The following is a 19,889-nucleotide window of genomic DNA, read 5'->3' as shown; positions in this document are numbered from 1 at the left end:
CCAGCGCAGTATCACAGTTTCACAGTTTTCTCAACCTGCGCCCGTGGGACAGAATGTCATCAGCCCTTGGGCGTCTCTGCCACCCGGATGTTGAGCTCGCGCAACTGCTTGAGGCTGACCGGCGACGGTGCGCCCATCATCAGGTCCTCGGCCTTCTGGTTCATCGGGAACAGCACGACCTCACGGATGTTGGGCTCGTCGGCGAGCAGCATCACCATGCGATCGACACCCGGTGCCGAGCCACCATGCGGCGGCGCGCCGAACTTGAACGCGTTGATCATTCCCGAGAAGTTCTTCTCGACATCTTCCTTGCTGTAGCCGGCGATCTCGAACGCCTTGTACATGATGTCGGGACGGTGGTTCCGGATCGCGCCCGAAGACAGTTCGACGCCGTTGCAGACGATGTCGTACTGCCAGGCGAGTATATCGAGCGGGTCCATCGTCTCCAGCGCTTCCATCTCGCCCTGCGGCATCGAGAACGGGTTGTGGCTGAAGTCGATCTTCTTGGCGTCCTCGTCATATTCGAACATCGGGAAGTCGACGATCCAGCAGAACTTGAACACGCCCTGCTCAATCAGGTTCAGCTGCTCCCCCACCCGCGTGCGCGCCGCGCCTGCGAGCTTCGCCGCCTGAAGCTCCTTGCCCGCCGCGAAGAACACGCCATCATTGGGGCCGAGGCCGAGCTCTGCGATCAGCTTGGCGGTGCCTTCCTCGCCATGGTTCTTGGCGATCGGGCCGCCGGGGACACCGTCGCGGATGTTGATGTAGCCGAGACCCGCATGGCCTTCGCCGCGGGCCCAGTCATTCATGTCGTCGAAGAACTTGCGGCTCATCGCGCCGGCGCCGGGAGCGGGGATTGCGCGCACCTTGCCGCCCGAGCCCACGATCTTGTCGAACAGGCCAAAGCCCGATCCCTTGAAGTGGTCGGTCACGTCGCTGATCACCAGCGGGTTGCGCAAGTCGGGCTTGTCCGATCCGTATTTGAGCATGGATTCGCGATAGGGGATGCGCGGGAATGCGCCTTCGGTGACGGCCTTGCCGTTGGCGAACTCGCGGAACACGCCTCCGAGCACGGGCTCCAGCGCCGCGAACACATCGTCCTGCGTCACGAAGCTCATCTCGAGGTCGAGCTGGTAGAATTCGCCCGGGCTGCGGTCGGCACGCGCGTCCTCATCACGGAAGCACGGCGCAATCTGGAAATAGCGGTCGAAGCCCGCGACCATCAGCAGCTGCTTGAACATCTGCGGTGCCTGGGGCAGCGCGTAGAACTTGCCTGGGTGGACGCGGCTGGGAACCAGATAATCGCGCGCGCCTTCGGGCGAAGACGCGGTGAGAATCGGGGTCTGGAATTCGGTAAAGCCCTGGTCGACCATCCGCTTGCGCAAGCTGGCGATGACCTGCGAGCGCAGCATGATGTTGCGGTGCAGGCGTTCGCGGCGCAGATCGAGGAAGCGATAGCGCAGGCGAATATCCTCGGGATATTCCTGCTCACCCGCGACCGGCATCGGCAGCTCTTCGGCAGCCGACTGGACGATCACCTCGCCTGCGCGCACCTCGATCTCGCCGGTCGGCAGGCCCGCGTTCACCGTCTCGGCCGAGCGCGCGACAACCGTACCGGTCACCGTGACGACGCTCTCCACGCGCAGCCGCTCAAGCGCGGCGAACGCGGGGCTGTCGGAATCGGTGACGATCTGGGTCAGGCCGTAATGGTCGCGCAGGTCGATGAAGAGCAGATTGCCATGGTCGCGCTTGCGATGGACCCAGCCCGAAAGGCGGACCTGCTGGCCAACATCGGATGCGCGAAGCGCGGTGCAACTGTGGGTGCGATATGCGTGCATGGAAAACCGTCAATCCTGATCGAGACAAGAGGTGCCAGGGCCCTGCACGGTGCAAGGCAGGCCGATGGTGCGGCTAACACCGCGCCACCGCCATTTTGTCAAGCTTTGTGCGCCCGCCCCACACCCCTTTGCCGCGCGCTGCCCCGTTTCAGATCAGCCCCAGATGCGTCAGGCAATCGCTGCCGAACACGGCAAGATCGCCGGGATCGGGCATCATCCGGCGTTGCGCGGCCCTGAACCGGTGGTAATCCACGCCATAATCATGCGCCACCCGCGCCGCATCCAGGTCATTCGTCTTACCCCAGTGCCGCGTGAAGCGGATGCCCAGCGCATCGAGCCTGGCGACGACCGCGCGATAGCTGCGATGGCTGACATCGCTGCGGGGCCCGTCGAAATCGATGACGACATTGTCGTCGAAACGTGCGGGCGCGAGCAGGCCCGCCGCGCGCTTCATGAAACGCAGCGTCACCACGGTGCCCCCACCCCCGCTCAGAAACGCCTCGATCAGCGGATCGAATGCCCGTTCGAGATCTGCGCGCGCCATGGTCACCGAGCCGTTGAACAGATTGGCGATCGGGTTGTGCGGCTCGGTGGTGTTACCCCAGGTCGCCACCGCTTCGGGATCGTCGACATCGCGCTGGACGGCATAGCCTGCGCGCATCGCCAGCTGCAGGACATCGGCGCGGAACAGATCGAACCCCGCCATCGCCTTGCCGATCAGCGTCAGCGCATCATAGCCTGCCCCTGCCAGCGGCCGTGGCGGTGGCGGAATCGCAGGGTCGTAGGCGCGGCGGTAGAGCAGTCGCAGCAACGCGTCCTTGTCGAAGGGGTCAAACGGATTGAGAATCACCTGTGCAAAATACGGGTCCTCATCCAGCCCCAGCTCGCGCGAAAACACGCGAAAATCGCCGTCGGCGAGCCGGGTGACGTGTTCACGCGTCAGCCGGGCGCGCTTCTGGATGTTGCGCACCATGTAGATAGGCTCGCATGCGATCACCATCGCGGTGACGAAGCCCATCGCGCCGACCGCGACGAGGCACGCGGCAAACACATCATCGTCGCGCAGGATGGTGCTGCCGGCGTGGGCGACGAAGCCCGGAGTCATCAGCGGTTGCTGCGGCTCCACCCAGAATATGCCCGAGGGCGTGACCACCTGCAGCGCGCGGATATGGTCCTGGATACCACCTGCGCTCAGCACGCTGCCATGCGTGCCGGTGGCCGCCGCACCCGCCAGCGTCTGGCCGTTGCTGGCGCCGCCGGTGACCAGCGACAGACCCATTTCCTCGGCGCTGTCGTTGACTTCGTCGACCGTGGCACCGGCCTGCACCAGCATCAGCCGCGATGCATCCACGCCCGACGCGACATCGTCGCTGTCCAGGCGAAAACAACGGTTGATCCGGCGAGTCTCGACCAGCCAGCCGCCATCGACAATGCAGATCGGCGAAGGCGACCAGCCCGATCCGAGCGGGCGGACATGGATGCCGGCTGCACGCGCCTGCTGCAGCAGTGCCAGCACATCGCGCGCCACCTCGCGCAAGGCGTCGCGCCCGGATTCGGCGGTGCTGTTGGTGAGTTCGACCAGATCGGCAAGGTCGGCGGATTCGGTGCCGTGATAATTGGTCCAGCGCAGCGCGCCATGGCGGTGCGGCGCGGGCATCAGGCCTCCTCCACCGGGCTGTTGCCGGCAAACATGCGGTAATCGATGTTCACCCGGCGGACGATGCCCAAGGTCACCACCGAAAGCAGGATCTGGCCGAAGTTCATCGAGAAGCGCATGTCGTTAATCCCGCGCCCGGCCGGATCGCTGATGCAGGCGCTGCGCCCGGCGCGGGTCGCGAGCCCCCAGGCCAGTATTGTCAACACTTCGCGATCACCTCCCACCGGCCTTGAATTATCAAGAACCAGAAAGGCATCGCCACCTGCAGCCAGCATCTGCCCAATTAGCGTCAAAATGAGAATAATTATGACCACATGATAGACCCACATGACTTGTCCCCCGCGCCCAACGAGGCACGCATTACATGATGGATGGATGGATGTTTGTTCCGATCGGCGTCAGGGACAACTATCCTTGCGCTGATTCATTATGGACCCGCTCGCAGTTTGCGACATTCTTCGCACGCTGTATAGGTTCAACATGCAGATTCACCCACTGATTACCGACACCGATTCCCTCGCGCGGCTATGCACGCGTCTGGCCCAATCCGACTTTGTCGCGGTTGATACCGAGTTCATGCGCGAGAACACCTATTGGCCCGAGCTGTGCCTGGTACAGATCGGCAATCTGGAAGAGGCTGCGGCCATCGATCCCAAGGCACCGGGAATCGATCTGAGCCCGCTGCTAGACCTGCTCACCGAGAATCCCGAGGTCCTCAAGGTCTTCCATGCAGGACCCCAGGACATCGAGATCATCTTCAACCTGACCGGCAAGACACCCACCCCGCTGTTCGACACCCAGGTTGCCGCAATGGCGCTCGGCCAGGCCGAGCAGATAGGCTATGCCAACCTTGTCGAAAGCTGGCTGGGACTGACGGTCGACAAGGGTGCGCGCTTCACCGACTGGTCCCGCAGGCCGCTGGAGGCCCGCCAGATTGATTATGCCATTGGAGATGTCACCCATCTGGCCAAGATCTTCCCCAAGATGCTCGACAAATTGCGCCGCACCGGGCGCGGTGCGTGGCTGGATATCGAGATGGAAAAGCTGGGCGATCCGCGCCAGTACAAGCCCGATCCCGACACTTTATGGCAGCGCATCCGTCCGCCGGGCCGCAGCGCGCAGATCCTCGGCCGCATGCGCGCGCTCGCCTGGTGGCGCGAGACTGAGGCCCAGGACAAGAACCTGCCGCGCGGGCGCATCATGAAGGACGAGACGCTTGCCGACATCGCGGCGCATCCGCCCTCGCACCAGTCCGATCTGGGCAAGGTGCGCGGCCTGTCCGCGGCATGGCGCGAAAACGATATTGGCGCGCGGATGATGGATGCGCTGATCGCCGCGCGTCCGCTCAGCCCGGCGGAAATGCCGCCCAAGAGCCCGCGTGGCCCTGCACTGGGAAAGGAAGGCGCGCTCGTCGCTGACCTGCTCAAGCTGCTGCTCAAGATCCGATCGCGCGAGATCGATGTCGCCGCGCGGCTGCTCGCGCGCAGCGACGATCTGGAAGCGCTGGCGGCGGGTGTGCGCAAGAACCTGCCGATCCTGGAAGGCTGGCGGTTCGAACAGTTCGGCCGCGATGCGCTGGCGCTGGTCGAGGGTCGGATGGCGTTTGCCATCGCCGATGGCCGGATCAAGATGACGCGCACCGAACTTGCGGCAGAAGCCGAGCCGGATGCCGATGCCGCTGTCGCCGCTGCGCTTGCGGAGCAGCCATGACGTCATATCTGCCCACTCTCAAACAGCTGCAATATCTCGTCGCGCTGGAAGAGCATGGTCATTTCGGCAAGGCGGCAGATGCCTGTTACGTGACGCAGTCGACGCTGTCGGCGGGGCTGCGCGAGCTGGAAACGCTGCTGGGCGTGGTGCTGGTCGAACGGACCCGGCGGGTGGTGCGATTCACGCCGCTGGGCAACAAGGTCGTGGCCAAGGCGCACCGTATCCTGCGCGAGGCGGAAGAGCTCTCCGACCTCGTGCGCTCATCGGGCAAGCCGCTGTCGGGCGATCTGCGGATGAGCGTCATCCCCACTATTGCCCCGTTCCTGCTGCCCCGGCTGCTTCCCGGCCTGCGCCGCGAGCAGCCCGAGCTCAAGCTGTTCCTGCGCGAGGAAGTCAGCAGCGCCGCGGTCGAGTCTCTTCATCACGGCCAGGTCGATTGCGTTCTGCTTGCGCTCCCCTTTCCGGCGGGCGATGTCGAGCACGAAACCCTGTTCGTCGATCCGCTCTACGTAGCCTTCCCCAAGGATGACCCGCGCGACCCGCCCGAATTCGTGCGCCCCGAGCTCATCGACGAATCGCGGCTGCTGCTGCTCGAGGATGGCCACTGCCTGAAGGACCACGCGCTTGCCGCGTGCAACCGCCCCGAACTGCGCGCCAGTGCGATGATGTTCGGCACATCGCTGCACACGCTGGTGCAGATGGTCGACAACAAGCTGGGCCTCACATTGCTGCCGCAGATCGCGATCGATGCGGGGATATTGAACAACACCGATATCGTGGCGCGGCCGTTGCTGGCGGATCACGCCTCGCGCGACATTGCGATCATCTGGCGCCGCAACAGCCCCCGCGCCGAGGAGTTCCGGATGCTGGCGGACATCCTGCGCCGTGGCCATGCCGAAGGGAAGTGCGCGGGGTAGGCACCATTTTCTCCCCTACCGCTTGCGGGAGGGGGCAGGTTCAGCTCGCTGAACCGGGGTGGGCCAGACACGAGCACGCTTTTCAGGCCCACCCCGGCTTCGCCTTTGGCTCAGCCACCCCTCCCGCAAGCGGTAGGGGAGAATTTGGGCTAATCCATGTGCTTCAGGCCGACCCGCAGATAATCCCAGCCGGTGACCAATGTCAGGATCGCGGCGGTCCACAATGCGGCGATTCCCAGCTGCTGCATCCACAGATGCTCGGGAAAGCCGCCGGCAAAGATCAGGGTGCCCAGCGCGAGCAGCTGCAGCGTGGTCTTCCATTTGGCCAGCTGCGACACCGGCATCGAGACCTGAAGCCCCGCCAGAAACTCGCGCAGGCCCGATACGGTGATCTCGCGCAGCAGGATGATCAGCGCGGCGATGACGTGCAGCCCGTCGATATCGTTGTTGGCGCACAGGATCAGGATGACCGCCGCCACCATGATCTTGTCGGCAATCGGATCGAGGAAAATGCCCAGCCGCGACACCGCCCCCTGGGCACGTGCCAGATAACCGTCGAAATAATCGGTGATGCCCATCAGGCAATAGACGACAAAGCCCAGCAGATAGCCGGTCGCCCATTCAGGCCACCACAACAGGGCGGCCAGCAGAGGCACGGTCACGATGCGCGAGAGGGTCAATATGTTGGGCAGTGTCAGCATAGGGTGCGAGCCTCTTAACGGCATTTGCGCAGGATGGAAATGGCTTGACCGGCCCGGCATCCATCCCGATACCCCGGCCACGACCTGCCGCTGCCCGGCCACCCGCATCGGGATGGAGCGCAGCGCAAGGTCGGCGGGTTAATCGCAGAGGAATTGACGGCATGGCATCCGCTGGTGCGCTTTTGAACAAGAGGCGCTTTCTCCCCCTGTTCGTGACCCAGCTGCTCGGGGCATTCAACGACAATCTGTACAAGAACGCGATGGTGCTGTTCGTCGTCTACAGCGTGTACAACGACGAAACCGCCGAAACCTGGTTCAGCGCGATTGCGACGGCGGTGTTCATCCTGCCGTTCTTCCTGCTCTCGGCGCTCGCCGGGCAGCTGGCCGATACGCGGGACAAGGCCGCCATCATCCGCATCGTCAAATTCTGCGAAATCATCATCATGCTGGTCGGCGGCACGGGGCTGTACATGGCCTGGGCCGGCATGGCCGTGCACAGCATCGCCATCCCGCTGATGATGCTGGCGCTTTTCGCGATGGGGATCCACTCGACCTTTTTCGGCCCGATCAAATACGCCATCCTGCCGCAGCATCTCAACGATGACGAGGTTCTGGGCGGCACCGGGCTGGTGGAAGCGGGAACCTATATCGCCATCCTGCTGGGCACCATCCTGGCGGGCTGGATCCCGGTGGAGGTCGCCGGCATCGCGGTCGTGATAACCGCGATGATCGGCTACATGACCGGGCGGCAGGTGCCCCCTGCCCCGGCCATGATCGAACGCACCAAGCTCGACTACAACTTCATCCGGGCCTCGATCTCGCTGATCAAGGCGACGATGAAGGTGCGCCGGGTGTTCCTGGCCATTGTCGCGATCAGCTTTTTCTGGACCATCGGCGCGGTGCTGTTCATCCAGTTCCCGCCGCTGGCCAAGAACGTGCTGACCGCGAGCAAGGAGGTCGCCAGCCTGTTCCTGGTGGTGTTCTCGATCGGTGTGGCGATCGGATCGGTTGCGATCAACGCGCTGCTCAAGGGCACCGTCTCGGCGCGCTATTCGCCCGTGTCGGTGATCGTGATGGGGCTGTTCGTGGTCGCCTTCTTCTTCGTCTGCCGCCAGTGGGTGCCCGACACCGCCGGATCGCTGTTCACCGTGGGCGAGTTCATCCGGCACTCCATGGCCATTCCGCTGCTGCTCTCGCTCCTGGGGATCGCTGTGGCAGGCGGCATGTTCGTCGTCCCGCTGTACGCGTTCCTGACCACCACCGTGCACAAGAGCGAGGCTGCACGCACCATCGCGGCCAACAACATCGTCAATTCGGGCGCGATGGTGATCGGCTCGCTGATCGCCATCGGGCTCAGCCTGGCCGGGTTGCAGGTGATTTATCAGCTGCTGCTCAGCGCGGCGATGTGCGTGGTCGCGGCCTGGCTGGGGCATCTGCTGCACAAGGCGAGCCTCGAGCCGCATGGCGACCACGAACTGGACGGTTGAGCGCGAGGCGCGCGCTATTCGACGACGCGCACCAGCTTGCGCTCGAGCGGGGCAAGCACGCCCGACAGCTCGTGCCCGCGCTTGAGCACCGCACCACCTTCGCCGACCAGCGCCCACATGCCCTGCTTGCGGCGCAGCGCAGGACGCTTTTCGATGCGGAATTCAGGCCGCTCGGTGGCCCTGCGAAAGCATGAGAAGATCGCCGCATCGCGGCCCAGCTCGATCGCGTAATCGCGCCACATGCCGGCCGCGACCATGCGTCCGTACAGATCGAGAATGCGGTTGAGTTCCTGCCGGTCAAAGCCGGTCTGGTTAGCCGTTCCGCCGGTCAGCGGAAACAGGGAGACGTTGCCGCCCGGGTTCAAGCCGCGACCTCGGTGTTACGGCTCATGTCAGGCTGCGGTCCCGCTATCGCGATCGGGCCCCTTGAGCTCGGCGCCGCGGACGGCCTTGCGGGCCTCGTCGCGTTCTTCCATCAGCTGGCGGATCCGCTCCTGCATCTGCAGGATCTCGCACTGCAGCAATTCCAGCTTCTGCGTGGACGGGTCGAAGGTCTGGCTGCACGGCGTGCCGTACTGCACGAAGCCGCGCTGCTTTTCCGCCGCATCGACAGGCGTGGGGCGCGCCGGAATGCCGACCATTACCGACCCGGGGGCGACATCACGCGTGACGACGGCGTTCGCACCGATGCGCGCACCCTTGCCGACGGTGAGCGGGCCAAGGATCGCCGCGCCCAGGCTGACGATCACGTCATCCTCGATGGTCGGGTGGCGCTTGCCGCCCACGCCATCGGTGGGGTTGCGCCCGCCCAGCGTCGCGCCCTGATAGATGGTCACATTGTCGCCGATCACCGCGGTCTCGCCGATCACGACAAAGCCGTGGTCGACAAACAGGAAGCGACCGATCTGCGCGCCGGGATGGATATCGATCGCGGTGAGAAAGCGCGAGATGTGGTTGACCAGCCGCGCGAGGAAATAGAGCTCGCCGGTGAACAGCCAGTGCGCGACCCGGTGCAGGCCCAGCGCCAGCACGCCGGGGTACAGCAGAATCTCCCACCGGGATCGGGGGGCGGGATCGCGCGCGCGGATGGAATCCAGATATTCGCTCAATGCGCTGAACATGCGCCGTTCCTTCGCCTGTGGTAGCTGCCTAAATAGAGGATGGTGGGTCAATTTACCAGACCCCGGCCCAATCAACTCAGGCTAAGTCCTGCCCGACGGCCCATGAACTGCGCCAGGCGCCGTAGCCGCCGCTCGACGACCTCGCCGTACAACGCCCGGTCCGCGGGATCGAGCACAAGGTGCAACGCGTCACCAACCCGCTGCAGATGGCTGCGCTTGAGGACATCGTGCGTGCCCGCACCCAGCCGCTGCGCCAGGCGCATCGCCAGTCCCCAACCGATCGCACGTTCCAGCATCTCGGGTGTGGCGACGTGGAAATCGAGCGGGAACGGGCGCGGACCTCCGCCAAAATTGGTATAAAGTGCCTGGCCGATCATTGAGCGTCCGACCACATCGATCCCCACCCAGTTGCCGTGCAGCGCGATCTCGAGCCCACGTTCGGCGCGGAAATCGGGGCTTGCCTGCCACGCAACATCAGACAGATGACACGCCGCCTTGAGCCAGCGCTGCCAGTGCGGCGGGTCCTCGGGGAATATCCGCGAAATCCAGTCGAACAGCGGCTGCGAATCCTCGCCGAAGCGCGACTGGAGCTGGCCGTAGCGGTCCGCCGCCACCAGCAGCGGATCGCGCTGGCGCACGTCGTCGTCCATCCGTGCGTAGAGCAATCCTTCGCGCAGGCCATAGGACGACACGATCAACTCGCTGGGGCTGATATGATCGCGCATCAGCCGCAGCAGCGCGATCGCATCGGGCAATGTCTCGATGCGCGAGGGCGCGAGGCCCGTCGCCTGGCGCACCGCGTCGCGATCCATGGCACGAAACCCGGTGAGCACCGCTTCGGGCCGCGCGATATCGATCCGATACTCGTTGAGCACCCGCAGCGGATAGGCGGTAAGGTGCATGTCCAACCGGGCAAAGGCACGCCATGACCCGCCCACCAGATAGAAGGGCTTGCCCGGATGCTCGCGCAGCCACGCATAGGGCGCGACCATCTTGCGGAAGGCCGAGGCCAGCGTCATGCCATCGCCCTGCCGCACCGCCGCGGCGCGCAGCACGCCCAGCGGCAGCGTCGCGGTTTCCACCACCGTGCCGCTGCTGACCCGTGCAAGGTCGAGGCTGCCGCCCCCCAGATCCCCCACGATGCCGTCGGCGTGCGGGATCGCCGAGAGCACGCCGAACCCGGAGATCCGAGCCTCGTCATCGCCCGACAGGATGATGATATCCAGCCCCAATGCCCGCGCCTTTCGCGTGAACTCGTCGCCGTTGCTGGCATCGCGCACCGCCGCGGTCGCGACGCATACGGTCTCGTCGACATCCATTTCGCGCGCGACGATGCGGAAGCGCTCGAGCGCCTCGATCGCGCGCTTCATCGCGGCGGCATCGATCGTGCCGGTGTCCGCCAGCGACCGACCCAGCCCCGCCATCACCTTCTCGTTGAAGATGAGCGCCGGGTTGCGGCGCGGCCCCGAATAGACGACCAGACGCACCGAGTTCGAACCGATATCGATGATCGCCGTGCGATAGAGATGCGCCGGCTGGTTCTGTTTGCGGATGAAAAAATCCATAAGGGTCCGGTCAATCCTCGCGTGGGGCGCGGCGATGGAGGCTGAGCTTGGGCACCGCATCGCTGTTCTTGAGCGCAGTGCCGCGTCCGGACAGCGACGGGTTTGTCATAAAATAGCGGTGCAGGTTGAACGGCTTGTCGTCGGGACGGATGCGGATGTAGCGGCCATCGCCATCCAGCTCCCAGCTTTGTTCGTTGTCCAGCAGATTGGCGACCATCACCTGTTCGAGCACCTGATCGTGCACCGTCGGGTTCTGGATCGGCAGCATGTATTCCACCCGCCGGTCGAAATTGCGCGGCATCCAGTCGGCCGAACTGATGAACACCTTGGCCCGGTCGTTGGGCAGCGCATCGCCGTTGCCGAACGCCCAGATGCGACTGTGCTCAAGGAAGCGCCCGACCACCGACTTGACGCGGATGTTGTCGGAGAGGCCCGCAACGCCCGGGCGCAGGCAGCAGATACCGCGGATGACCAATTCGATCTGCACGCCCGCGCTGCTCGCGGCATAGAGCTTCTCGATCATCGCCGGATCGACCAGCGAGTTCATCTTGGCCCAGATCGCGCCTTTACGCCCGGCGCGTGCCTCTTCCATTTCATGATCGATCAGCGCGATCAGGTCGCGGCGCATGTCGCGCGGCGACATCGAGAGCAGTTCGAGCTGCTCGGGCTCGACATAGCCGGTGATGTAGTTGAACAATTGCGCCGCATCGCGGCTGGCGCGGGGATCGGCGGTGAAGAAGCTGAGATCCGTGTAGATCCGCGCGGTGACCGGATGGTAGTTGCCGGTGCCGAAGTGGCAATAGGTGCGGAAGCCGTCGGGCTCGCGGCGCACCACCATCGAGATCTTGGCGTGGGTCTTCCACTCGATAAAGCCATAGACCACCTGCACCCCGGCCCGCTCGAGCGCGCTCGCCCAGAGCAGGTTCTGCTCCTCGTCGAAGCGCGCTTTGAGCTCGACCACCGCGGTGACCGACTTGCCGGCCTCTGCCGCCGCGATCAGCGCGTTGATGATCGCGGACTGCTTGCCGGCGCGGTACAGCGTCTGCTTGATCGCCACGACATCTGGGTCTTGCGCTGCCTGTTTGAGGAACGCGATGACCACCTCGAAGCTCTCGTACGGGTGGTGGACGACGATGTCCTTGCTTCTGATCGCTGCAAAGCAATCGCCGTTATGTTCTCGGATTCGTTCAGGAAATCGCGGCGTGAAGGCGGGGAACTTGAGATCGGGCCGGTCCTCTTCGACCAATGCGGCGAGATCGCCGATCCCCAGGAAGCCATCGTCGGACGACTTGTTGCCGCCCTCCTGCAGCAGATTGTCGTCCAGCAGCTCGGCCAGCCCCTTGTCCATCAGCCGCGATGTTTCCAGCCGGATCACCTGCCCGCGCTTGCGCCGTTTCAGCGCATTGCGGAAGTACAGCACCAGATCCTCGGCCTCTTCCTCGACCTCGATATCGCTGTCGCGGATGATGCGGAACAGGCCCGATCCGCGCACATCATAGCCGGGGAAAAGCTTGTCGGCGAAGGCGACGACGATCTTTTCGAGCGCGACATGCCAGCCCTTGTCGCCCGCGATCCGCACGAAGCGCGGCATGGTGGCGGGCAGCATCACGAGTTCGCGCACCGTCTTGCCGTCCGACCGGCGCTTGAGGTCGAATATCAGGCTCAGTCCCTTGTTGGGGATGAACGGAAACGGATGCGCCGGATCGAGCGCCTGTGGGGTGAGCACCGGGAAGATCTGGGTGACGAAATGCTCGCGCAGCCATGCCTTGTTGACGTCGTCGAGATCATCGACATCGGCCTCGACCACGCCATTGGTCGCCAGTTCGGCCCGCAGATCGCTCCAAACCTGTTGCTGCGCGGCATTGAGCCTGTCGACCGCGCGCTCGATTTCGACCAGCTGCTGCGCAGGCGTGCGGCCGTCGGCGGAGCGCTCCTCGACATGCTCTGCCACCTGCCCCACGAGCCCAGCCACGCGCACCATGAAGAACTCGTCGAGATTGTTTCCCGAGATCGACAGGAAGCGCAGCCGCTCGAGTAGGGGGTGGCGCGGATTGCACGCCTCTTCCAGCACCCGGTCGTTGAACGCCAGCCAGCTGAGTTCGCGGTTGAAATAGCGGCGGGCCGATTCGGCAGGATCTGCCGGGCCAGATTGTTCAGTCTGTGTCGGATGAGCCGCCATCGGTTCCTGCCAAGTTTGCCAGTGCGTCGCGCACCAGTCTTTGGCCGATTGGGCGCTGCATTGCCAGCGCCATCTCGTCGATCATGTGCGCCAGCCGGCAGATGGCCGGATAGGATCGCTCGACCCTGAGCGCGGCATAAGCGGCCAGCGCATCGGGCAGCGCAAGCCCTGCCCGCGCCAGCAGCTTCTGCAGCAGCAGTGCGGTCATTTCCTCGTCGGGTGGCGGAATTTCGACCAGCAGCGATGCGCCCAGCCGCGACAGCAGGTCGGGCAGCCGGATGCCCCACTGCGCGGGCGGGAGGGACGCGGCGAACAGCACCGGCGCGCCCTGGGTCTGCGCCCGGTTCCAGGCGTGGAACAGCGTCTCGTCGCTTTCGCCATCGGCATTGTCGATGAAGCAGCCACCCGATCCTGTGACGAACGCGCGGCCGATGGTGGTCTTGCCCGATCCGGGCGGGCCGATCAGCACCGCCGCACCAAAGGGTAGCCGCGTCCAGTCGAACAGCCGGTCGATCGCCTCACGATTCGATTCGGTGACCAGAAAATCGCTGTCGCCATCCGGTCCGGCTGCCGCAAAGGGCAGTACGAACTGGCCCGTCATCGCGTGTTATCCCCCGCCGCCGGGGGCCGCAGCCGGTGCCTGAGCGCGCGAGATGCGCAGCACGCCCGCGCCCTGCTGCACCCGCCAGCCACGGGCTTCGAGCGCGCCGCGCAAGGCGTCGATATCGATGTTGGCGTTGACCTGCATCACCGAGGTACCGCCCAGCGCCAGGCTGGCGGTATTGGCCGACTGAACGCCGGGGATACCACGCACCAGCCGCTCACCCGCCTGCACTGCGGCGACATCGGGGGTGTCGAACTGGATCGAGATGATCTGCGGCCCGCTGGTCAGTCCACCGGCTTCGAGCGGCACGTCCTCGGCCAGGCTTTCGTCGAGCAGTTCCTCGACGATCTCGACCGGCTTTTCGATGATCAGCGACGAATCGGGGCGCAGTTCGCCCGAGCGCACTGCGCCGGCATATATCCGGTCGAGCCGCTGGATCGCCTCGTCGAGCATCGCGTTGAGGCCGTCGCTGTTGCGCGCGCGCAGCGTGAACGATCCCAGCAACCGGCTGTCGGGGCCGAAGCGCGCGGCAAAGCGTCCGGTGATCGGTCCGCCGGGATATTGCCGCTCGACATGTGCAACAGGCACCACGACGTCCGCCCCGCCGAACTGGTCGAGGATCAGCCGCCACCAGGTGCGGCTGCGGCGACCCGACTGCGCGGCGTTGACCAGCAGCGAATCCGCGCCCGATCCATGCGGACGGATGTAATCGACGATGCTTTCTGAGGTGCGATAGCGGGCCCAGGCCGCCTGCCATGGCGTGCGGTTCTCGAACGTCTGCGCCGATCCTCCCGAGACGTAGATCGGAATTACCAGCATCGGTGCCGAGCGCAGAACCGATCCGCTGACGCCGAGCAGTTCCCCTGCGCGCGCGCGATCAAACAGCACGCCCAGTGTCGCGATATAGCGGCGCGGGCCGATCTGTTCATATTCCACCACGATGGCCGAGACGATTCCGTCGAGCACCGAGTCGCTGAGCTTGGGCGCCGCGCCAGAGCGGTTGGTCTGCATCCACAATTTCTGCCAGCCCTTGCGCTGCGCCTCGCGCCACGCGTTCGAGCGAGCCTCTTGCGCATTCTTGCCCGATGCGTCGACCTTTACGCCGCTGACCTCGAAATCGCCGCCGCTGGCAACCGGCGGAATTCCGCGGTCTCCCTCGATCTGGGCGTACACGATCCCCGCCAGCACCAGCAGCAGCGGGAGCAGGATTGCGGCGATCCACGCGCGCGATAGTCTCGGCGCTGGGCGGCTCAGGGTCAGGCTGTTGGTCAAGATATCCTTAGCTTCAATCAACCGTATAAAATGATGATCCCCGGCGCATTGATCGCTGGCGGTGGTTTGGCGGCCCCTTTTGGCGACAATGGCGTGGAAATCCAAGCGAGAAGTCGCTAACCGCTCAGCCCATGACTGACAAGACCGGCGCGACGCCACCTCACGACTCCTACAGCTATGCCCAGGCCGGGGTTTCGATCGCGGCGGGCAACGCACTGGTCAAGGCGATCGGCCCACTCGCCAAGGCGACCGCGCGGCCCGGCGCCAATGCCGAACTTGGCGGATTTGGCGGGTTCTTCGACCTCAAGGCTGCAGGCTTTCGCGATCCGCTGCTGGTCGCGGCCAATGATGGCGTGGGCACCAAGGTCAAGCTCGCCATCGACCACGACCGGCATGATGCGATCGGCATCGATCTGGTGGCGATGTGCGTCAACGATCTGATCGTCCAGGGCGCTGAACCCTTGTTCTTTCTCGATTATTTCGCAACCGGCAAGCTCGACACGGGGATTGCCGAACGCGTCGTCGCCGGGATCGCCGATGGCTGCAAGCTGGCGGGGTGCGCGCTGATCGGCGGCGAGACCGCGGAAATGCCCGGCATGTATGCTCCGGGCGATTACGATCTGGCGGGCTTCTGCGTGGGCGCGGTCGAGCGCGACGAGGTGCTCACCGGCGACAAGGTGAAGCCCGGCGACGTGCTGCTCGGCCTTGCCTCGTCGGGCGTCCATTCCAACGGCTATTCACTGGTGCGTCGTCTGGCGGCGGACAAGGGCTGGAAGATGAACCGCCCTGCCCTGTTCGATCAGGAGGTCTTGCTGATCGACGCGCTGATCGCGCCGACACGAATTTACGTCTCTTCGCTGCTGCCGGTGGTCAAATCGGGCCGCATCGCCGCGATGGCACACATCACCGGCGGCGGACTGCTCGAGAACATTCCGCGCGTGCTGCCCGAAGGCGCGCATGCGCATGTCGATGCCGACGCCTGGGCCCAGCCCCGGCTGATGGCGTTCCTGCAGGCACAAGGGCATATCGAGCCCGAGGAAATGGCGCGCACCTTCAACTGCGGCATCGGCATGGTGCTGGTGGTTGACGAGAGCGACGTCGCCACGGTCATCGCAGATCTCGAGGCAGCGGGCGAAACCGTCTACCGCATCGGTCGGATCGCCGCTGGCGACAAGGGCTCCACGGTCAGCGGTTCGGTCGAGACCTGGAGCGCCAAGGCGGCGTGGAGCGCCACCCATGCGGGGTGAAGCAACCCCTCTCCCCTCCCGCAAGCGGGAGGGGCAGCGCGGCTCGCCGCGCGGGGTGGGCCTGAAATTTGCGCAAGACAGGCCCACCCCGGCCTCGCCTGCGGCTCGTCCACCCCTCCCGCAGGCGGGAGGGGAGAAGTGAAGGCCAAGGTTGCCATCCTGATCTCGGGCAGCGGAACCAATATGGCCGCTTTGCTCTATGCCTCGCGCGCGGCCTCGTGCCCTTATGAGGTCGTTCTGGTCGCATCCAACAATCCCGATGCAGGCGGCTTGAAGCTTGCCGCAGCCGAAGGCGTGCCGACCTTCGCGCTTTCGCACAAGGGCATGGACCGCGAGAGCCATGACGCTGCGATGGATGCAGCGATCCGCGCATCGGGCACCGATCATGTCGCGCTCGCCGGCTATATGCGCATTCTCACCCCCGGCTTCGTGCGCGGGTGGGAGGGGCGGATGCTCAACATCCATCCTTCTCTGCTGCCCAAGTACAAGGGCCTGCACACCCACCAGCGCGCGCTCGATGCGGGCGATGTGCAAGCTGGGTGCAGCGTGCATCTGGTGACCGCAGAGCTCGACGATGGCCCTGTGCTGGGCCAGTGCGCAGTCGCGATCCAGCCCGGCGACACTGCAGACACGCTGGCGGCGCGGGTGCTGATCGCCGAGCACCAGCTTTATGCCCGCACGCTGAGCGATTATGTCAGCCGCGAGGCCGATCCCGACTGGATCGTCGCCAAGGTCGGGGAACTGGCGCTCGCATTGCCCGAGACCGACGCCCGCCCTTCGCACGGCGCACCCGGCTGGCGCGTCGGTGGCGACAAGACCGGAAAGTATTTCGCCTATGTCTCGGTCCATCATCATGGCGAGGAAGCGATCGCGCTGTTGGTCAAGACCAGCGGTGCCGACGAACAGGCAGCACTCGTCGATCAGGATCCGGAGCTGTACTACCTGCCCAAATTCTACGCGCCCTCGGGCTGGATCGCGATCCGCCTCGATACCGGCCGCACCGACTGGGAGCACATCGCCGACTGGCTCGCCCGCAGCTGGCGCAGCGTCGCGCCGAAACGGCTGACGAAGATGATGGATATCGCGGCAGAGTTTTGACGAGCGGGCCATGCGAACTCGCAGGAGACCCGGTTAGGCGGCAGGCGTTGCGCGTACCCCGGCCCACAAACGCCCCAGCATAAGGTCCAACTCCGGCGGATCGAACGGGTCAAGCCCTGAACCCGGATAGAAGGTCATCTCGCCGAACCGCGGTTCGCCTGCGATCTCGTAGAAATCCACGCGGACAAAGTCGAAGCCCTGCCCCAGCGTTTCGGCGGCCTCGATCATCCGGTCCAGCGAAACGGGCGCGGCAGGGTTCGCATCGGCGGTGGGGGACGATATCCGTTGCCAGTCGCGGGTCAACACAAGCCAGCGGTGCCGGGTTTCGCGCTCCAGATGCACCTGGACGCAGGCGACCTTGCCGCCGAAGACGTAGAGCTTGTAATCGACCGGAAGCTGGCCGTCGCTGCCGATGAACGGCTCGACCAGCAGGCCGCGCGGGATGCGGGTATACAGCCACTCATCGAGCCACCGCCCGTATGATTGGCGCATCCACCTTGCGCTGCGGCGGCAGATTGCGTCCCAATCATCGTCGCCCGATCGCACGAAGGCGCGCTGGTTGCAGCCGTGGCGGGACTTGACCACGAACGGGCGCGGCCATGGCGGATTGGCGGGCAGCGTTGTGCCGTGCCACAATGTCGGGGTGATCCAGTGCGCGCCGATCCGGTCGGCGACGAACTGCTTTACGGCAACCTTGTCGGAAAACGCCGCAAGCCGCGGATCTCGGTCGAACAGCTTGCGGTGCTGGACGAACTCGGTGAACGTCGCGGGCCGGGCAATCCGTGGCAGCCGGTGATGCCGCCACAGATAGGTCAGCGCGATCCTGAGCCGTGCGTTCAGCAGCACGGCTCAGCCTCCGCGACGTTCCTTCGCCGATCAGCCGACGATTTCTTCGGGCTTGAAGAAATACGCGATCTCGATCGCTGCGTTCTCGTCGCTGTCCGAACCGTGCACGGTGTTGGCTTCGATGCTCTCGGCCAGTTCCTTGCGGATGGTGCCGGGTTCGGCATTCGCGGGGTTGGTGGCGCCCATGATGTCGCGGTTGCGCTGCATGGCGTCTTCGCCTTCCAGAACCTGCACGACGACAGGGCCGGAGATCATGAAGTCGACCAGTTCAGCGAAGAAGGGACGCTCGCGGTGCACGGCGTAGAAGCCTTCGGCCTGTTCGCGGGTCATGTGGATGCGCTTGGAGGCGACGACGCGCAGGCCGGCGTCTTCCAGCATCTTGGTGACCGCGCCGGTCAGGTTGCGACGGGTGGCGTCGGGCTTGATGATCGAAAAGGTCCGGGTGACGGCCATGATGAAGTGCTCCTGAAGTTTGACGATGGGCACGCGCACGCATGGCGCGATTCGTCGCCGCCCCTAGACGGACCGATTGTGCGCTGCAAGAAAAACCCGCTTTTCCGCCCTGCTCGCAGGGTTCTGAGGGAGCGTCAGCCCTCTCCGGCGATCAGCGTGATCGACGATCCGCTCTCGGCAGGCGCCACCTGAAGGCTGAACGAGCCGCCATCCTTGGTGCCCGAAATGGCACGCATGTCCTGCGTGGTGATCTCGCTTTCGATCTTGAAGCCCTTGGCCTCGACAGCCTTGCGATACCAGGCGACCACGGTGTCGCGGTCGGCACTGCTTTCCATCACCACCATGCCGCCCGACTTGCCATCCGCGTTGGAGGTCATGGTCGAGACGACCTTGGCGCCGGGGTAGACTGCAAGCCCTAGCGGCAGCTTCGCGTCGGTGCCGCCGCTGTCGATGTTGACCGTCGCCGATCCATCTGCGCTGGTGATCTTGATCTCGGACGCATCGCCATCGCCTTCGCGGGTGACCTTGACCTCATTGCCCTCGGCATCGCTGTAGACCGTCTTTTCGCCGCCACAGGCGGTGAGCGCCAGCGTTGCCGTCGCCATCATCAGGAAGTTGCGCATCGTGCTCGTGTCCTTTGTCAGTCGGATTGATCCTGACGCCTGCCGGACGTCTGTTCAACCCATTTGCCTCCATCCTGCTTCCAGTAATGCCTCTCGAGCCCGTCATGTGTGCCCAGCGTCACCCACGCCTTGCGCGCATCGGCGATCGTTGCATCGTTGAACAGCAGGAATGTGCGCGCAAAGGCCAGCGCTTCGTCGCGCCACTGGCCATCGGCCAGCACGACGAAACACGCGCCATTGGCAGCTTCGACGCGATCGGCGAGCAGCAGCGGCTGGACCTGCGGATTGGGTGCATCAATGTCGCCATGCGCCAGAAAGCTCTCGGGCTTGTGCGTCCACAGCGCCTGGCTGAGCGAGGCGCGGTGACCTGCATCGGCCGACACGATCAGCATCCGCTCCCCCAGCGCCAGCGTCCGCGTCGCCAGCACCGGTAGCACCCGCTCGGCGGGATCGCGGGTGAGGTGATAGAAATCGACCTGCATCTGATACCCCCCTAAGCTTGTTCCGTCATTCCCGCGAACGCGGGAATCCCGCCTTTGCTCAACGGCTGCGCATAAGCGGGACCCCCGCT

At 64.8% G+C, this 19,889-nt stretch carries 19 protein-coding genes; 5 read left to right on the top strand and 14 right to left on the bottom strand.

Annotated elements, in window-relative coordinates:
* Nucleotides 1-59 precede the first annotated feature (59 nt).
* The 3 genes from aspS to B5J99_RS12695 all read right to left on the bottom strand — a co-directional run bounded on the left by aspS (nt 60) and on the right by B5J99_RS12695 (nt 3,824).
* Nucleotides 60-1,838 carry an aspartate--tRNA ligase gene (gene aspS, locus B5J99_RS12705; RefSeq protein WP_117352576.1) on the bottom strand — a complete coding sequence of 593 codons (1,779 nt, stop codon included), beginning with the start codon at nt 1,836-1,838 and terminating at the stop codon, nt 60-62.
* A 148-nt stretch (nt 1,839-1,986) separates the two neighbouring features.
* Nucleotides 1,987-3,495: an FAD-binding oxidoreductase gene (locus tag B5J99_RS12700; protein ID WP_117352575.1), complete on the bottom strand. Its 1,509-nt coding sequence runs from the start codon at nt 3,493-3,495 to the stop codon at nt 1,987-1,989.
* Nucleotides 3,495-3,824, bottom strand: coding sequence for a hypothetical protein (locus B5J99_RS12695; RefSeq protein WP_162892591.1), 330 nt, complete (start codon nt 3,822-3,824; stop codon nt 3,495-3,497). Before B5J99_RS12695 ends, B5J99_RS12700 begins: the two co-directional genes overlap by 1 nt.
* A 151-nt stretch (nt 3,825-3,975) precedes the next feature.
* Between B5J99_RS12695 and rnd the strand changes: the two genes are divergently transcribed.
* Together rnd and B5J99_RS12685 are read left to right on the top strand one after the other, a co-directional pair.
* A complete protein-coding gene (gene rnd, locus B5J99_RS12690) occupies nt 3,976-5,205 on the top strand; it encodes a ribonuclease D (protein ID WP_054133236.1) in 1,230 nt (409 codons plus the stop codon).
* Nucleotides 5,202-6,122: a hydrogen peroxide-inducible genes activator gene (locus B5J99_RS12685; RefSeq protein WP_054133057.1), complete on the top strand. Its 921-nt coding sequence runs from the start codon at nt 5,202-5,204 to the stop codon at nt 6,120-6,122. The genes rnd and B5J99_RS12685 overlap by 4 nt, the downstream gene beginning before the upstream one ends.
* A gap of 149 nt (nt 6,123-6,271) precedes the next feature.
* Here B5J99_RS12685 and pgsA read toward each other — a convergent pair whose 3' ends face one another.
* Nucleotides 6,272-6,823, bottom strand: coding sequence for a CDP-diacylglycerol--glycerol-3-phosphate 3-phosphatidyltransferase (pgsA, locus tag B5J99_RS12680; protein ID WP_054133058.1), 552 nt, complete (start codon nt 6,821-6,823; stop codon nt 6,272-6,274).
* A 161-nt stretch (nt 6,824-6,984) separates the two neighbouring features.
* On the opposite strand from pgsA, the gene B5J99_RS12675 reads away from it, so the two are divergent.
* Complete coding sequence (locus B5J99_RS12675; RefSeq protein ID WP_117352573.1) at nt 6,985-8,310, top strand: MFS transporter; 1,326 nt, start codon at nt 6,985-6,987, stop codon at nt 8,308-8,310.
* A gap of 14 nt (nt 8,311-8,324) precedes the next feature.
* Here B5J99_RS12675 and B5J99_RS12670 read toward each other — a convergent pair whose 3' ends face one another.
* The 6 genes from B5J99_RS12670 to B5J99_RS12645 form a co-directional block, all read right to left on the bottom strand.
* Entirely contained in the window at nt 8,325-8,675 is a 351-nt protein-coding gene (locus B5J99_RS12670; RefSeq protein WP_054133060.1) for a DUF2794 domain-containing protein, read from the bottom strand.
* A 27-nt stretch (nt 8,676-8,702) separates the two neighbouring features.
* On the bottom strand, nt 8,703-9,431 hold the full coding sequence (gene epsC, locus B5J99_RS12665; RefSeq protein WP_054133061.1) for a serine O-acetyltransferase EpsC: 729 nt from the start codon (nt 9,429-9,431) through the stop codon (nt 8,703-8,705).
* Nucleotides 9,432-9,502: 71 nt separating this feature from the next.
* Nucleotides 9,503-10,996 carry a Ppx/GppA family phosphatase gene (locus tag B5J99_RS12660; RefSeq protein WP_117352572.1) on the bottom strand — a complete coding sequence of 498 codons (1,494 nt, stop codon included), beginning with the start codon at nt 10,994-10,996 and terminating at the stop codon, nt 9,503-9,505.
* Nucleotides 10,997-11,006: 10 nt separating this feature from the next.
* Nucleotides 11,007-13,175 carry an RNA degradosome polyphosphate kinase gene (locus B5J99_RS12655; RefSeq protein ID WP_054133063.1) on the bottom strand — a complete coding sequence of 723 codons (2,169 nt, stop codon included), beginning with the start codon at nt 13,173-13,175 and terminating at the stop codon, nt 11,007-11,009.
* Nucleotides 13,150-13,776 (bottom strand): P-loop NTPase family protein, encoded by a 627-nt coding sequence (locus B5J99_RS12650; RefSeq protein ID WP_117352571.1) that lies wholly within the window; start codon nt 13,774-13,776, stop codon nt 13,150-13,152. Before B5J99_RS12650 ends, B5J99_RS12655 begins: the two co-directional genes overlap by 26 nt.
* Before the next feature lie 6 nt (nt 13,777-13,782).
* Nucleotides 13,783-15,051, bottom strand: coding sequence for a heavy-metal-associated domain-containing protein (locus B5J99_RS12645; protein WP_117352570.1), 1,269 nt, complete (start codon nt 15,049-15,051; stop codon nt 13,783-13,785).
* A 131-nt stretch (nt 15,052-15,182) separates the two neighbouring features.
* Here B5J99_RS12645 and purM point away from each other — a divergent pair, with 131 nt between their 5' ends.
* Entirely contained in the window at nt 15,183-16,298 is a 1,116-nt protein-coding gene (gene purM, locus B5J99_RS12640) for a phosphoribosylformylglycinamidine cyclo-ligase (protein WP_117352569.1), read from the top strand.
* 183 nt (nt 16,299-16,481) lie between these two features.
* A complete protein-coding gene (gene purN, locus B5J99_RS12635) occupies nt 16,482-17,396 on the top strand; it encodes a phosphoribosylglycinamide formyltransferase (protein ID WP_117353495.1) in 915 nt (304 codons plus the stop codon).
* A 33-nt stretch (nt 17,397-17,429) separates the two neighbouring features.
* Here the strand turns inward: purN and B5J99_RS12630 are convergent, their stop codons facing one another.
* The 4 genes from B5J99_RS12630 to B5J99_RS12615 all read right to left on the bottom strand — a co-directional run bounded on the left by B5J99_RS12630 (nt 17,430) and on the right by B5J99_RS12615 (nt 19,800).
* Complete coding sequence (locus B5J99_RS12630) at nt 17,430-18,242, bottom strand: ATP-grasp fold amidoligase family protein (protein WP_245991614.1); 813 nt, start codon at nt 18,240-18,242, stop codon at nt 17,430-17,432.
* 30 nt (nt 18,243-18,272) lie between these two features.
* On the bottom strand, nt 18,273-18,695 hold the full coding sequence (gene ndk, locus B5J99_RS12625; RefSeq protein ID WP_117353494.1) for a nucleoside-diphosphate kinase: 423 nt from the start codon (nt 18,693-18,695) through the stop codon (nt 18,273-18,275).
* 134 nt (nt 18,696-18,829) lie between these two features.
* On the bottom strand, nt 18,830-19,318 hold the full coding sequence (locus tag B5J99_RS12620; protein WP_117352568.1) for a hypothetical protein: 489 nt from the start codon (nt 19,316-19,318) through the stop codon (nt 18,830-18,832).
* 17 nt (nt 19,319-19,335) lie between these two features.
* The gene (locus tag B5J99_RS12615) at nt 19,336-19,800 is read right to left on the bottom strand and encodes a DNA polymerase III subunit chi (protein ID WP_117352567.1); all 465 of its coding nucleotides are present in this window, start codon (nt 19,798-19,800) and stop codon (nt 19,336-19,338) included.
* Nucleotides 19,801-19,889 lie beyond the last annotated feature (89 nt).

The sequence above is a fragment of the Blastomonas fulva genome (assembly GCF_003431825.1).
Taxonomy (GTDB): domain Bacteria; phylum Pseudomonadota; class Alphaproteobacteria; order Sphingomonadales; family Sphingomonadaceae; genus Blastomonas; species Blastomonas fulva.
This window is presented reverse-complemented; position numbering and strand designations above follow the sequence as displayed.

Excerpts from the sequence above, each read along its gene's own strand:
- aspS (WP_117352576.1), bottom strand. The coding sequence starts at position 1,838 with ATGCACGCATATCGCACCCACAGTTGCACCGCGCTTCGCGCATCCGAT.
- B5J99_RS12700 (WP_117352575.1), bottom strand. The coding sequence starts at position 3,495 with ATGCCCGCGCCGCACCGCCATGGCGCGCTGCGCTGGACCAATTATCAC.
- B5J99_RS12695 (WP_162892591.1), bottom strand. The coding sequence starts at position 3,824 with ATGTGGGTCTATCATGTGGTCATAATTATTCTCATTTTGACGCTAATT.
- rnd (WP_054133236.1), top strand. The coding sequence starts at position 3,976 with ATGCAGATTCACCCACTGATTACCGACACCGATTCCCTCGCGCGGCTA.
- B5J99_RS12685 (WP_054133057.1), top strand. The coding sequence starts at position 5,202 with ATGACGTCATATCTGCCCACTCTCAAACAGCTGCAATATCTCGTCGCG.
- pgsA (WP_054133058.1), bottom strand. The coding sequence starts at position 6,823 with ATGCTGACACTGCCCAACATATTGACCCTCTCGCGCATCGTGACCGTG.
- B5J99_RS12675 (WP_117352573.1), top strand. The coding sequence starts at position 6,985 with ATGGCATCCGCTGGTGCGCTTTTGAACAAGAGGCGCTTTCTCCCCCTG.
- epsC (WP_054133061.1), bottom strand. The coding sequence starts at position 9,431 with ATGTTCAGCGCATTGAGCGAATATCTGGATTCCATCCGCGCGCGCGAT.
- B5J99_RS12660 (WP_117352572.1), bottom strand. The coding sequence starts at position 10,996 with ATGGATTTTTTCATCCGCAAACAGAACCAGCCGGCGCATCTCTATCGC.
- B5J99_RS12655 (WP_054133063.1), bottom strand. The coding sequence starts at position 13,175 with ATGGCGGCTCATCCGACACAGACTGAACAATCTGGCCCGGCAGATCCT.
- B5J99_RS12650 (WP_117352571.1), bottom strand. The coding sequence starts at position 13,776 with ATGACGGGCCAGTTCGTACTGCCCTTTGCGGCAGCCGGACCGGATGGC.
- purM (WP_117352569.1), top strand. The coding sequence starts at position 15,183 with ATGACTGACAAGACCGGCGCGACGCCACCTCACGACTCCTACAGCTAT.
- purN (WP_117353495.1), top strand. The coding sequence starts at position 16,482 with ATGGCCGCTTTGCTCTATGCCTCGCGCGCGGCCTCGTGCCCTTATGAG.
- ndk (WP_117353494.1), bottom strand. The coding sequence starts at position 18,695 with ATGGCCGTCACCCGGACCTTTTCGATCATCAAGCCCGACGCCACCCGT.
- B5J99_RS12620 (WP_117352568.1), bottom strand. The coding sequence starts at position 19,318 with ATGCGCAACTTCCTGATGATGGCGACGGCAACGCTGGCGCTCACCGCC.
- B5J99_RS12615 (WP_117352567.1), bottom strand. The coding sequence starts at position 19,800 with ATGCAGGTCGATTTCTATCACCTCACCCGCGATCCCGCCGAGCGGGTG.